The sequence below is a fragment of the Streptomyces hypolithicus genome (assembly GCF_052934925.1).
Genome location: NZ_CM128811.1, coordinates 1,405,123 through 1,418,915 on the forward strand (window position 1 = coordinate 1,405,123; position 13,793 = coordinate 1,418,915).

Annotated in this window: 9 protein-coding genes; 2 read left to right on the plus strand and 7 right to left on the minus strand. The window is 69.8% G+C overall.

Annotated features, from left to right (window positions below; genetic code table 11):
• Positions 1-19 precede the first annotated feature (19 nt).
• The gene (locus ACU6WZ_RS06390) at positions 20-1,414 is read right to left on the minus strand and encodes an MFS transporter (protein WP_447032149.1); all 1,395 of its coding nucleotides are present in this window, start codon (positions 1,412-1,414) and stop codon (positions 20-22) included.
• 88 nt (positions 1,415-1,502) lie between these two features.
• Here ACU6WZ_RS06390 and ACU6WZ_RS06395 point away from each other — a divergent pair, with 88 nt between their 5' ends.
• Positions 1,503-2,132 (plus strand): helix-turn-helix domain-containing protein, encoded by a 630-nt coding sequence (locus tag ACU6WZ_RS06395; RefSeq protein ID WP_447032150.1) that lies wholly within the window; start codon positions 1,503-1,505, stop codon positions 2,130-2,132.
• A gap of 344 nt (positions 2,133-2,476) precedes the next feature.
• Here ACU6WZ_RS06395 and serA read toward each other — a convergent pair whose 3' ends face one another.
• The 6 genes from serA to ACU6WZ_RS06425 all read right to left on the minus strand — a co-directional run bounded on the left by serA (position 2,477) and on the right by ACU6WZ_RS06425 (position 12,322).
• Positions 2,477-4,069, minus strand: a complete 1,593-nt coding sequence (gene serA / locus ACU6WZ_RS06400) for a phosphoglycerate dehydrogenase (protein WP_447032151.1) — start codon at positions 4,067-4,069, stop codon at positions 2,477-2,479.
• Positions 4,070-4,325: 256 nt separating this feature from the next.
• Positions 4,326-5,327: a ketol-acid reductoisomerase gene (gene ilvC / locus ACU6WZ_RS06405; RefSeq protein ID WP_447032152.1), complete on the minus strand. Its 1,002-nt coding sequence runs from the start codon at positions 5,325-5,327 to the stop codon at positions 4,326-4,328.
• A 177-nt stretch (positions 5,328-5,504) separates the two neighbouring features.
• Positions 5,505-6,032, minus strand: coding sequence for an acetolactate synthase small subunit (gene ilvN, locus ACU6WZ_RS06410; protein ID WP_069933100.1), 528 nt, complete (start codon positions 6,030-6,032; stop codon positions 5,505-5,507).
• Between the two features lie 26 nt (positions 6,033-6,058).
• A complete protein-coding gene (locus ACU6WZ_RS06415; protein WP_447032153.1) occupies positions 6,059-7,918 on the minus strand; it encodes an acetolactate synthase large subunit in 1,860 nt (619 codons plus the stop codon).
• A 206-nt stretch (positions 7,919-8,124) separates the two neighbouring features.
• Positions 8,125-11,010 carry a putative bifunctional diguanylate cyclase/phosphodiesterase gene (locus ACU6WZ_RS06420; RefSeq protein WP_447032154.1) on the minus strand — a complete coding sequence of 962 codons (2,886 nt, stop codon included), beginning with the start codon at positions 11,008-11,010 and terminating at the stop codon, positions 8,125-8,127.
• A 373-nt stretch (positions 11,011-11,383) separates the two neighbouring features.
• Positions 11,384-12,322 carry a 2-hydroxyacid dehydrogenase gene (locus ACU6WZ_RS06425; RefSeq protein ID WP_447032155.1) on the minus strand — a complete coding sequence of 313 codons (939 nt, stop codon included), beginning with the start codon at positions 12,320-12,322 and terminating at the stop codon, positions 11,384-11,386.
• Positions 12,323-12,493: 171 nt separating this feature from the next.
• On the opposite strand from ACU6WZ_RS06425, the gene ACU6WZ_RS06430 reads away from it, so the two are divergent.
• A complete protein-coding gene (locus ACU6WZ_RS06430; RefSeq protein ID WP_447032156.1) occupies positions 12,494-13,657 on the plus strand; it encodes a PQQ-dependent sugar dehydrogenase in 1,164 nt (387 codons plus the stop codon).
• The last annotated feature ends 136 nt before the right edge of the window (positions 13,658-13,793 follow it).

Below are 13,793 nucleotides of genomic sequence, written 5' to 3' on the forward strand. Positions count from 1 at the left end.
CGCCGTGTGTGGCGGCGGGTCACGAGCGACGTGGTGGCAGCCGCGATGCGTGGGCCACGAGGAACAGGAATAGTCCGCAGATGGCGACCAGGATCCAGCCCGGACGGGATGCGTGGGCCAGCCCCGCCGGGTCTGTACCGGCGACCAGTCCGCCGGCGATGGCGATGCCGACCGCAGAGCCGAACTGGCGTGCGGTGGACGTGATCGCTCCGGCCACGCCGGCACGGGTCGGAGGCAGTCCGCTCACTGCGGTGTTGGTGATCGGAGCGTTGGCGAACCCGAACCCGATGCCGATGAGTAGGTAGGCCAGCAGAAGCAGTGGCACGCTTGTGTGCTGGTCGAGCCTGACCAGGCAGAGTCCGCCTGCTGTCATGAAGCCCCCGGCCAGGACAAGCGGCGGCCGGGCTCCGACACGACCGACCAGCCAGCCGGACAGGGGTGCGCAGACGGTCGCTCCGGCAGCCATGGGCAAGGTCGCCATCCCGGCGGCCAGTGGCGTCCATCCCCGGGTGTGCTGCAGGTAGAAGGTGTTGAGCAGCAGCGTCACGTTCAGGGCGACGAAGACTGCCACGGCGCCCAGGACCGCACCGCTGAAAACCGGACTGCGGAAGAGTCGTGGATCCATCAGCGGCTCGCGTCGGCGGGACTCGACCCACACGAATCCGACCGCCGCCACGGAGGCGAACGCGTACGCGGAAAGCGCCGCGAGCGACGTCCAACCGATGCGCGGCCCCTCGATGAGGACGCCGACCGAGACCCCGATGACCGCTGTCAGCAGGGCCTGACCTGGCAGGTCGAGCCGCTGTGCCCGCTGCGCCCGGGACTCCGGCACGAACACCGAGCTGAGCACCAGGGCGACGACGATAACCGGCACGTTGACCCAGAACACCGACCGCCAGCCAAAGCCGGCGATGAGGGCGCCGCCCGTGACCGGGCCGACGGCCATGCTGAGCCCGAAGACCGACGCCCAGACCCCGATCGCCTGCGCTCGCTCCTTCGGGTCGGGCATCGCGTTCACCACGATCGCGAGTGCCACGGGACTGAGCATCGAGGCGCCGATTCCCTGGACCGCACGGGCCGCGGTGAGCGCGCCCACCGAAGGGGCGATTGCGCAGACCAGCGAGGCTGCGCCGAATACGACCAACCCGAACCGGAACACCCGTCGGCGTCCGAAGCGATCCGCCAGCGCACCGGAAAAGATCAGGAGACTGGCCAGGACCAGGGTGTAGGCGTCCACGGTCCATTCGAGCCCGCGAGTCCCGGCATCCAGGCCGCGCCCGATGGCCGGCAGGCCAACGTTGACGATGGTGGTGTCCAGACCCACCAGGAACATGCTCAGGCAGCAGACGGCAAGCACCGTCCAGCGCCTACGCGCGCTCAGAACGGGCTGCACATCGTGAGTCGTCGCGGTCACGGCCTACCTCTCAAGTCCGGGAACATCTGTGCGGCCATGCTCGGGCCGGACGACGACCACCGCCCAGCAGATTTGCGAAGACTGCAAAATGGACTCCATGGACAAGGAACTGGAGCAGATACTCGACGGCATCGGGCCCCGGCTGCGCGCGCTGCGCCGGGACCGTCGACTCACGCTGGAGGCGCTTGCCGCTACGACCGGGTTCTCGGTGAGCACGCTGTCTCGTCTCGAGTCAGGTAAACGGCGCCCGACCCTGGAGCTGCTCATCCCGCTCGCGCGTGCGCACCGCATCGCGCTCGACCAACTGGTGGCCGCGCCAGCCAGCGGTGACCCTCGGGTGCATCTCACGCCCTTGCGCAAAGGGCACGGCAACACCCTCGTGCCCCTGACGCAGTACCCAGGCAGGGTGCAGGTGTTCAAGCAGGTACTGGCTGCCCGCGAGCCGAAGCTGGTCACCCACGACGGCTACGAGTGGCTCTACGTCCTCGCAGGCGAGCTGCGACTCATTCTCGGAGAACACGAATCCACCCTCGGCCCCGGAGAAGTGGCCGAGTTCGACACCACCGAACCGCACTGGTTCGGTCCGGCGGGCACGAGCGCCGTGGAGATCCTTCACATGTTCGGGCCACGAGGCGACCGAGCAGTCGTCCGCGCGAGACCGCCTACGGCCGATCCCGCTCCGACGGCCAGCACAACCCCACCGTCAACAACGTCATGACCCGCCACAGTCAGCAAAACCGGTGATCAGCAAGACCATGGATACCTCACTCACTGTCACCGACTCTACCGAGGAGGAACCGCCGATTGCGCATCATCCACCGACACCGCCGCTGCTCGCCCAGCCCGGATTCCGGTGTTTCCGCAGGAGCCGGTGCTCACGAAGTCGCGGACCCTGGACCCTCGCCGGTACCTCAGAAGCTGTTGTCCAACTCCCGCTGGGCTCGGGGCGTCTGGCACGGCCGCTCGCAGCGGGAGTTGGACAACAGCTTCTCAGCCAGAACACACCTGTGCCCGGTGCGCGAGCGTCGCTCGTGCGCCGGGCACAGGTGTGAGAGAAGGCGGTCAGTCCGCGAGGTTGACGAAGCGGGCCGAGGCCGCGCCGATCTCCTCGGCGATCTCCGCGAGCACCGTCGGCGGGACGGTGTCGTCGACCGAGAGGACGACCAGCGCCTCGCCGCCCTGGTCCGCGCGGGAGACCTGCATGCCCGCGATGTTCAGACCGGCCTCGCCGAGGATCCGGCCGACCGTGCCGACGACGCCCGGGCGGTCCTGGTAGCGCAGGACGACCATGTGGTCGGCCAGCGTCAGGTCGATGTCGTGCTCGCCGACGCCGACGATCTTCTGAAGGTGCTTGGGGCCGGACAGCGTGCCGGAGACCGAGACCTCCTCGCCATCGGAGAGCGTGCCGCGTACGGTCACGACGTTCTTGTGGTCCGGGGACTCCGAGCTCGTGGTCAGGCGCACCTCCACGCCGCGCTCCTGCGCGAAGAGGGGGGCGTTGACGTAGGACACGGTCTCGTCGACGACGTCCTCGAACACGCCCTTGAGCGCGGAGAGTTCGAGCACCTTCACGTCGTGCTGCGTGATCTCGCCGTACACCTCGACGTCGAGGCGGACCGCGACCTCGCCCGCGAGCGCGGTGAACATCCGGCCGAGCTTCTCGGCCAGCGGCAGACCGGGGCGTACGTCCTCGGCGATGACACCGCCCTGGACGTTGACCGCGTCGGGTACGAGCTCACCGGCGAGCGCGAGGCGCACGGACTTGGCGACCGCGACGCCCGCCTTCTCCTGCGCCTCGTCGGTGGACGCGCCCAGGTGCGGCGTCGCGACGACCTGGTCGAACTCGAACAGCGGGGAGTCCGTGCAGGGCTCCTTCGCGTACACGTCCAGGCCGGCGCCCGCGACGCGGCCTTCCTTGAGCGCGGAGGCCAGCGCCGCCTCGTCGACGATCCCGCCGCGCGCGGCGTTGACGATGCGGACCTCGGGCTTGACCTTGTGGAGCGCCTCGTCGCCGATCAGGCCGAGCGTCTCGGGGGTCTTGGGGAGGTGCACGGTGATAAAGTCGGACACCGCGAGCAGCTCGTCGAGCGAGAGCAGCTTGACGCCCATCTGCGCGGCCCGCGCGGGCTGCACATAGGGGTCGTACGCGACGATCTTCATGCCGAACGCCGACATGCGCTGCGCGACCAGGACACCGATGCGGCCGAGGCCGACGACGCCCAGCGTCTTCTCGCTCAGCTCGACGCCGGTGTACTTGGAACGCTTCCACTCGCCGTTCTTGAGGGCGGTGTTGGCCTGGGGGATGTTGCGCGCGGTGGCCACGAGCAGGCCGCAGGCGAGCTCGGCGGCGGTGACGATGTTGGACGTCGGCGCGTTGACGACCATCACGCCGGCCTTGGTGGCGGCGGAGACGTCGACGTTGTCGAGGCCGACACCGGCACGGGCGACGACGCGCAGCTTCTTCGCGGCGGCGATGGCCTCGGCGTCGACCTTGGTGGCGGAGCGGACGAGAATCGCGTCCGCGTCGGCGATGGCCGGCAGCAGCTCTGCCCGGTCGGCGCCGTTGCAGTGCCGGATTTCGAAGTCCGGGCCCAGAGCGTCGACTGTGGCCGGCGACAGCTCTTCAGCGATGAGTACGACAGGTTTCGAGCTCACGTGAGTCCTCACTGGTCCTTTTGCGGACGGCCGTCCCGACGGCCGCAGGCGGTGGAGGGGCTAGCCGCGTGTGAGACGCACGACGCTGTGGGCCTGACGCGTGTATGTGTGGTCGAGTGTAGTGGCGCGAACGCCCTGGTCTTTCGCCTGAGCGGAAGGATCACCCGTCCGTGGCTGGACGTTCTGTCCAGGTGTGCGTGAGGGGCCGCGACGCACCGCAGCGGCCCCTCACACCGGAGGCTTAGACCGGCCGGTCTTACACCTCGTCGTTGTCGACCCAGCTCATGAGCTTGCGGAGCTCCTTGCCCGTGGTCTCCAGCAGGTGGTCGGAGTCGGCCTTCTTGTACTCGTTGTACTTCTTCAGACCGCCGTGGTACTCCGCCATCCACTCTTTGGCGAAGGTGCCGTCCTGAATCTCCGCCAGGACCTTCTTCATCTCGGCCTTGGTCTGGTCGGTGATGATGCGGGGGCCGGTGACGTAGTCGCCCCACTCGGCGGTCTCGGAGACCGACCAGCGCATCTTGTCCAGGCCGCCCTCGTACATGAGGTCCACGATCAGCTTCAGCTCGTGGAGGCACTCGAAGTACGCGATCTCCGGCTGGTAACCGGCCTCGGTCAGCGTCTCGAAGCCGGCCTTGACCAGGGCGGCCGTACCGCCGCAGAGCACCGCCTGCTCGCCGAACAGGTCGGTCTCGGTCTCCTCGGTGAAGGTCGTCTTGATGACGCCCGCACGGGTGCCGCCGATGCCCTTGGCGTACGACAGGGTGAGCTCGAACGCGTTGCCCGTCGCGTCCTGCTCGACGGCGGCGATGCACGGAACACCGCGGCCCTCCTCGTACTGGCGGCGCACGAGGTGGCCGGGGCCCTTCGGGGCGACCATGCAGACGTCGACGCCCTCGGGGACCTTGATGAAGCCGTAGCGGATGTTCAGGCCGTGGCCGAAGAACAGCGCGTCGCCGGCCTTGAGGTTGTCCTTGACGGACTCCTCGTAGACCTGGGCCTGCAGCGGGTCCGGGACGAGGATCATGATGACGTCGGCCTCGGCGGACGCCTCCGCCGGAGTCACGACGCGCAGACCCTGCTCCTCGGCCTTGGCCTTGGACTTGGAGCCCTCGTGCAGGCCGACCCGGACGTCGACACCCGAGTCGCGCAGCGACAGCGCGTGGGCGTGGCCCTGGCTGCCGTAGCCGAGAACCGCGACCTTGCGGCCCTGGATGATGGACAGGTCGGCGTCGGCGTCGTAGAACAGCTCGGCCACTGGGTTTCTCCTTGTGTGCGGGTTGTACGTCCCACCGTACGGCGGGGTGCGGAAAGTGAGTTGTGGGGTCTCGGTATGCGAACAGCCGGGCGCGTCGCGCGAACAGCCAGAACAGCCAGGTGAGGCTGTCGCAGCGGGGTCAGGCCGTCGCAGCCGGGTCAGGCCGTCGCAGCCGGGTCAGGCCGAGCGGTCCAGCGCCCGCAGGCTGCGGTCCGTGATGGACCGCGACCCGCGCCCTATGGCGATCGTCCCCGACTGGACGAGTTCCTTGATGCCGAACTGCTCCAGCATCTTGAGCATCGCTTCGAGCTTGTCCGCGCCGCCGGTCGCCTCGATCGTGACGGCCTCCGGGGAGACGTCGACGGTCTTGGCGCGGAAGAGCTGGACGATCTCGACGATCTGGGAGCGGGTCTCGTTGTCGGCCCGCACCTTCACCAGGACGAGCTCGCGCTGGATCGCGGCGCCGGGCTCGAGTTCGACGATCTTCAGTACGTTGACGAGCTTGTTCAGCTGCTTCGTGACCTGCTCCAGCGGCAGCGCCTCGATCACGTTCACCACGATCGTGATGCGCGAGATCTCGGGGTGCTCGGTGGTGCCCACCGCGAGGGAGTCGATGTTGAATCCGCGGCGGGAGAACAGGGCCGTGATCCGGGCGAGGACACCGGGCTTGTTCTCGACCAGGACGGAGAGGGTGTGCTTGGACATGGGATGGGTGTCTCTCTCTCGTCTGCTCAGTCGTCTTCGTTGTCGCCGAAGTCGGGGCGGACCCCGCGGGCGGCCATGACCTCGTCGTTGGAGGTGCCGGCGGCGACCATCGGGTACACCATGGCGTCCTCGTGGACGATGAAGTCGACCACGACCGGGCGGTCGTTGATGGAGTTGGCCTCGGCGATGACCTTGTCGAGGTCGGCCGGGTCCTCACAGCGGATCGCGTAGCAGCCCATGGCCTCGGACAGCTTGACGAAGTCCGGGACGCGCGTGCCCGAGCTCGGCTGCTTGCCGTCTGCTCCGGGGCCGCTGTGCAGCACGGTGTTGGAGTAGCGCTGGTTGTAGAAGAGGGTCTGCCACTGGCGGACCATCCCGAGCGCGCCGTTGTTGATGATGGCGACCTTGATCGGGATGTTGTTGAGCGCGCAGGTGGTCAGTTCCTGGTTGGTCATCTGGAAGCAGCCGTCGCCGTCGATGGCCCAGACCGTACGGTCCGGCATGCCGGCCTTGGCGCCCATGGCGGCCGGGACCGCGTACCCCATCGTCCCGGCGCCACCGGAGTTCAGCCAGGTCGCGGGCTGCTCGTACTGGATGAAGTGCGAGGCCCACATCTGGTGCTGGCCGACGCCCGCGGCGTAGATGGTGCCCTCCGGGGCGAGTTCACCGATGCGCTGGATGACCTGCTGGGGGGACAGCTGGCCGTTCTCCGGCAGGTCGTAGCCCAGCGGGTACGTGTCGCGCCAGCGGCTCAGGTCCTTCCACCAGGCGCTGTAGTCGCCCGTGTTGCCCTCGGTGTGCTCGGCCTGGACGGCCTGCACCAGGTCGGCGATGACCTCGCGGGCGTCACCGACGATCGGCACGTCCGCGGCGCGGTTCTTGCCGATCTCGGCCGGGTCGATGTCCGCGTGGACGATCTTGGCGTACGGCGCGAAGCTGTCCAGCTTGCCGGTGACGCGGTCGTCGAAGCGGGCTCCCAGGGCGACGATCAGGTCGGCCTTCTGCAGCGCGGTGACGGCTGTGACCGCACCGTGCATGCCCGGCATTCCCACGTGCAGCGGGTGGCTGTCGGGGAAGGAGCCCAGCGCCATCAGGGTGGTGGTGACGGGGGCGCCGGTGAGCTCGGCGAGGACCCTCAGCTCGGCTGTGGCGTTCGCCTTCATGACGCCGCCGCCGACGTACAGCACGGGCCGCTTGGCGGCCGTGATCAGCTTGGCGGCCTCACGGATCTGCTTGGCGTGCGGCTTGGTGACCGGGCGGTAGCCGGGCAGGTCCTGGCCGGGCGGCCAGCTGAAGGTGGTCTGCGCCTGGAGGGCGTCCTTGGCGATGTCGACCAGAACCGGGCCCGGGCGGCCGGTGGAGGCGATGTGGAAGGCCTCCGCGATGGTGCGCGGGATGTCCTCGGCCTTGGTGACCAGGAAGTTGTGCTTGGTGATCGGCATGGTGATGCCGACGATGTCCGCCTCCTGGAAGGCGTCGGTGCCGATCGCCTTGGAGGCGACCTGTCCGGTGATCGCGACCATGGGCACGGAGTCCATGTGGGCGTCGGCGATCGGCGTGACCAGGTTGGTGGCGCCGGGCCCCGAAGTCGCCATGCACACGCCGACCTTGCCGGTGGCCTGGGCGTAACCCGTGGCGGCGTGACCCGCGCCCTGCTCGTGGCGGACGAGGACGTGGCGGACCTTCGAGGAGTCCATCAGCGGGTCGTACGCGGGCAGGATCGCTCCGCCGGGGATACCGAACACCGTGTCGGCTCCCACTTCCTCGAGAGAGCGGATGAGCGACTGGGCGCCCGTCACGTGCTCGACGGTGGCGGCGTGGTGTCCGCCGTTGCGGGGTCGCGGTGTCGGATGGTGGGCCCCGGAGGCCTGCTCGGTCATCGGCATTCTCTTCTCGAAGCTGAGGGTTTTGCGAGGTTTTGGGGAGTGCCTGTGCAACAAAAAACCCCTCGTGCCGTGAGGCAGGCGAGGGGAGCGCGTCGGGTGCGGTCTGCGGGGCCATGGTGGTGTGCCCTGCTTCAGCCGACGCGCTTTCCAAGTACGAGAATTCGGGTGCGCATGACACTGACCCTCCCTCCGGAGCACGGCACCTGTCAAGCAGGTGGGACGGGCGTCTCACTATTTGAGCGCATTGGGGTACGTGTGAGCGACTCTTTTCCGTTCCCGCCCGCCTGACGCACGGGAAGGGATACCGGCGGTCCGCCCGCGAGGACGGGCAGCGCGATCCCGCCGGGCACCGGAAATTCGCCGCGAACCAGGGTTCGGCGCAGCCGGTACTCGTCGAGAGGTCCGGAGAACGCCATCCCCTGCCCGTGCGTGCACCCCATCGCGCGCAGGGCACTGACCTGTTCGGGCACGTCCACGCCGTCCGCCACGGACTGCATCCCCAGATCGCAGGCGATCCGCAGCAGCCCACTGGTGATCTTGTGCAGCCGGGCGGACTCGACGACGCCCTCGACCAGCCCGCGGTCCAGTTTGAGTACGTCGACGGGGAGCCGGCGCAGCGCGTTGATCGCGGCGTAACCGCTGCCGAAACCGTCGAGCGCGATCCGCACACCGAGCCTGCGCAGCGCCACCAGGCGGCGCTCCAGCTCTTCGAAGGAGATCCGAGGGTCACTGTCGGCCAGCTCGATCATCAGGGAGCCCGACGGGAGCCCGTGCCGCGTGAGCAGCGCCTCGATGGAGCCGAGCGGCAGGGACCTGTCCACCAGCCGGCGGGCCGAGAGACGCACAGCGACGGGTACTTCGTGGCCGGCGCGGTTGCGCTCCGCCGCCTGCTCGACGGCCTCTTCCAGCAGCCAGCGGCCCAGCTCGGCGGTGCGGCCGCCCTCCTGGGCCTCCGCGCTGTCGCCCACCCGCAGGAACTCGGCGGGGGTGAAGAGGATGCCCTGGGCGGACCGCCACCGGGCCTGGGCGGCGACCGAGGCGATCTGCCCGGTGGCGAGGCTGACGACGGGCTGGTGGAGCAGCGCGAACTCGCCGTCGTGCAGCGCGGTGCGCAGCCGGGTGGCGAGCTCCGTACTGCGGACCACTTCGGCCTGCATCTGGGGGGCGTACAGCTCGACCCGGTCCTTGCCTGCGGCCTTCGCGCGGTACATCGCGAGGTCGGCGTTGCGCATGAGGTCGGTGGGGGTGACTCCGGAGTCGGCGAAGGCGACGCCGATGGACGCGGCGACGCGCACCTCGTTGCCGCTGATCCGGTAGGGCTGGGAAAGCGTGAGCCGCAGCCGGTCGGCGATCTCGTGGACCTGGCATTCGCGGGCGGCCTGGTCGCGGGAGCCCTCGCCGACGATGAGGGCGGCGAACTCGTCGCCGCCGAGCCTCGCCGCGGTGTCGCCGTAGCGCACGGAGTCCTGGAGGCGGCGGGCCGCCTGGATCAGCAGCTCGTCGCCGGCCTGGTGGCCGAGGCGGTCGTTGACCCCTTTAAAGCCGTCCAGGTCGATGTACAGGACGGCCGTGCCCGGGTCGCCTGCCCGGCGCCCGCCGAGGGCGCCTTTGACCCGGGCGGTGAACAGGGCGCGATTGGGCAGGTCGGTGAGCGGGTCGTGTTCGGCGTTGTGCTGCAACTGGGCCTGGAGGCGGACCCGTTCGGTCACGTCCCGGCTGTTGAAGATCAGGCCGCCCTGGTGGCGGTTGACGGTGGACTCGACGTTGAGCCAGTCCCCCGTGCCGGATCTAAAGCGGCATTCGATGCGGGTGGTGGGCTCCTGGGCGGGCGGCGCCGCGAGGAAGCGGCGCACCTCGTGGACAACTCTGCCCAGGTCTTCGGGGTGGATGAGCGAGGCCAGTTCGGAGCCGATGAGCTCCTCGGCCTCGCGGCCGTAGACCCCGGAGGCGGCGGGGCTGACGTAGCGCAGTATGCCGGTGGGCGCGGCGATCATGATGACGTCGCTCGATCCCTGCACCAGTGAGCGGAAGTGGTTCTCCTTCTGGGCCAGTTCCTGGGTGAGGGAGATGTTGTCGAGGAGCATGATGCCCTGGCGGACGACCAGGGCGAGCACGACGGTGCAGCCGGTGAAGACCACCACGCGGTCCACCCGCCGGCCGTCGGTGACGTTGTAGAGGATCCCGAGGGTGCAGACGGCGGCCGCGAGGTACGGCGTCAGGGCGGCCAGCGAACCGCCGATGGGGCGGCTCGGACTGCGGCTGCCCCGACTGTGCGGAGCGCTCTCCCCCCATTGCCCCGCGCGGCGCGCGCCCCAGGGTGCGTACGCGAGGAGCAGCGAGCCCGCGAACCAGCCCGCGTCGAGGAGCTGGCCCGAGCGGTAGTTCTCGCGCAGCAGCGGTGAGGTGAAGAGCGCGTCGCACAGCACCGTCATGGCGAGGGCTGCGATGGCGGTGTTGATCGCCGTGCGGTTGGCGTTGGAGCGCCGGAAGTGCAGCGCGAGCACCATGCTGACGAGCGCGATGTCGAGCAGCGGATACGCGAGGGAGAGCGCCGCGTGGGCCACGCTCTCGCCCTGGAACTGGGCGGTGTGCGCGAGGGCGAGGCTCCAGGAGAGGGTGAGCAGGGAGCCGCCGATGAGCCAGGCGTCGAGGCCGAGACAGACCCAGCCGGCCCGGTTGACCGGGCGTTTGGCCAGGACGAGCAGGCCGACGATGGCGGGCGGTCCGAAGCAGAGGAAGAAGAAGTCGGCCAAGGACGGTGCCGGGACCGGGCGGTCCAGCACCACTTCGTACCAGCCCCAGGCGGCGTTCCCGCAGGCCGCCATGGCTGAGGAGACGGCGAAAAGGAGCCAGGCGGGGCGGAAGCAGCTGTCCCGCGCCCGGGCGTACAGGAAGCAGGAGACGGCGGCGATCAGGGCGGCCAGGGCGAGACCGAAGTCGCCCATGATCAGCGCGAGCCGCGGTGAGCCCCAGCCGAAGGCGGCCCCGGTGGCGTACCCCCCGCAGATCAGGGCGAGCAGCAGCTGCGAGACCAGGCCCGCTCCGCCGCCGGGCACCGGGCGCCGTACGAGCACGGCCGCGGGGGCGCTCACCGGGCCGCCCTCCTACGCGGGGCCGGATGCGCCGGCCCCGCCCCTGACCCCTGGCTGGCCGCTGACCCCGGCCTGACCCCTGATCCCTGCCTGGTGGCCCGATCGGGTGACGGCGGTCGCCGGTGGCCCCGCCGCGTCGGATCGTTGGTCCTGTGGCCGTGCATCGTCCGTCGCCCCCCTCACAGTCCAGTCGCTCCCGGCGCCGTGATACTGCGCGGCGCAGCCCCTTGGACCGGACGATACACCAGACTCGTCACTCTGGGACATAGTTCCTCTACTCTCCGTGACGACCAGCGACGATGTCGGCACGCGGAGCATTCGAGTGGATTCGGAGCGTGGTCATGAGCAGGTGTGAGCAGGGTGCGAGTGGCGGTCAGTCGGTGGTGAGGACGGCGTTCCTCAGTGGTTCTCCGGCGGCGAAGCGGGTCAGCTGGTCCGCCATCAGACGCTTTGCCCGCGGCATGAACGCCGAGGTGCTGCCGCCGACGTGCGGGCTGATGAGCACGCCTGGGGTGGTCCAGAGCGGGTGACCTGCGGGAAGCGGCTCCGGGTCGGTGACGTCCAGGGCCGCCCGCAGCCGGCCCGATTCGAGTTCGGCGATGAGGGCCTTGGTGTCGACGACGGGGCCGCGGGCGACGTTGACCATCAGCGATCCGTCCTTCATCCGGGACAGGAAGTCGGCGTTCACCAGGCCCTGGGTGGCCTCGGTCAACGGCGTGGAGAGGATCACGACGTCCGCGGAGGGCAGCAGCGCGGGGAGTTCGGCCAGTGGATGCACGGGGCCGCGCTCCGTTGTACGGGCGGAGCGCGCGACGCGCGCCACCCGCGCGCACTCGAAGGGTGTGAGCCGGTCCTCGATGGCCGCGCCGATGGAGCCGTACCCGACGATCAGGACGTTCTTGTCGGCGAGCGCGGGGTAGAAGCCGGCCCGCCATTCCTGCGCGTCCTGGCCCCGGACGAAGCCCGGAATCCCGCGCAGGGACGCGAGGATCAGCGCGAGCGTCAGTTCGGCGGTGCTGGCCTCGTGCACACCTCGGGCGTTGCACAGCCGTACGCCCGCGCGGAGATCCGGGAGGCCGGGCTGCACGTGGTCGATGCCGGCCGACAGCGTCTGCACGACGCGCACGGACGTCATCGCGGAGAACGGACGGGCAGCGATCTCGGGGCCCTTCATGTACGGGACGACATAGAAGGCGCAGTCGGCGGGATCGGCGGGATAGTCCTGGCCACCGTCCCAGAAGCGGTAGGTGAAGCCGTCGGGCAGGCCGACGATCTCGGCGGGCGGAACGGGGAGCCATATGTCTGCGGTCATGCTCTGGAGGCTATGCGAAGGGCGCGTATGCGCAGAGGTTGGACCGACCGGCAGCGGGGGAAGGCCGCACGACGGGTGATCGGGAACCTCTCGCGGGTCCGCGGTGTATGAGGTGTATGAGTAGGAGGAGCTGCTGTGAGGCGGCGACTGCCGGCCGTCGAAGGGATTCCCATGCAACGTCCAGCTGTGACAGCTCTTTTGACCACCTCCGTTCTCCTGCTCGTGGCGGGATGCTCCGGTGCGGACGACGAGCCCCGGGGCGGCCGGGAAAGTGCCGCGCCGGGCCAGTCGGCGCCGGGCGACGCGGCCGGAACGGGGTTCCGTGCGGAGCCGCCGCCGGCGAAGGGGTCGGCGAAGGTGACGGGCACCCTCACCGAGGGACTGAAGTCGCCCTGGGGGCTCGCCGCGCTGCCGGGCGGCGACCTGCTGGTCTCCTCGCGCGACGAGGCGACGATCACCCGGGTCGACAAGAACAGCGGCGAGAAGACCGAAATCGGCACCGTGCCGGGCGTCGCACCCGCCGGTGAAGGCGGCCTGATGGGCCTGGCCGTCTCGCCGTCCTTCGCCTCGGACGGCATGGTCTACGCGTACTTCACCACCGCGTCCGACAACCGCATCGCCCGCATGATGTACGACGAGAAGAAGCCTGCGGGACAGCAGCTGGGCGCACCCGATACGGTCCTGCGGGGCATCCCGAAGGGGACGATCCACAACGGCGGCCGGATCGCCTTCGGCCCGGACAAGATGCTGTACGCGGGTACGGGCGAGACGGGCGACACGGGGCTGGCGCAGGACAGGAAGTCGCTGGGCGGCAAGATCCTGCGGATGACTCCGGACGGGGAACCGGCGCAGGGCAATCCGGAGTCGGATTCGGTCGTCTATTCGTACGGACACCGCAATGTGCAGGGGCTGGCCTGGGACGGTGAGAAACGGCTGTGGGCGGCCGAGTTCGGCCAGGACACCTGGGACGAGCTCAATGAGATCCGCCCGGGCGCCAATTACGGCTGGCCCGAGGTGGAGGGCAAGGCCGGCCAGGAGGGCTTCGTCGACCCGGTGGCGCAGTGGAAGACATCGGAGGCCTCGCCGAGCGGCATCGCGTACGCCGAGGGCTCCGTCTGGATGGCGGGGCTGCGCGGCGAACGGCTGTGGCGGATCCCGCTGGACGGCGTGAAGCCGGTGGCCGACCCCGAGTCGTTCCTGGCGGAGAAGTACGGCCGGCTGCGCACCGTGGTGGCGGCGGGCGGCCACAAACTGTGGCTGGTGACGAGCGAGACGGACGACCGGGGCACGCCGCAGTCCGGCGACGACCGGATCCTGGACCTGGAGGTGCAGTAGGCCACGGGCCACGGCGCGGCGGCGCGGCGGCCCTGACCGGCAGGCGGCGGCGCCCGGCGCGGATGCACCGCACGGCGCGCGCGGGTCCACCGCAAGGCGCGCCGAGGGGCCACGCAGCGCCCGCGACGCGGACAGC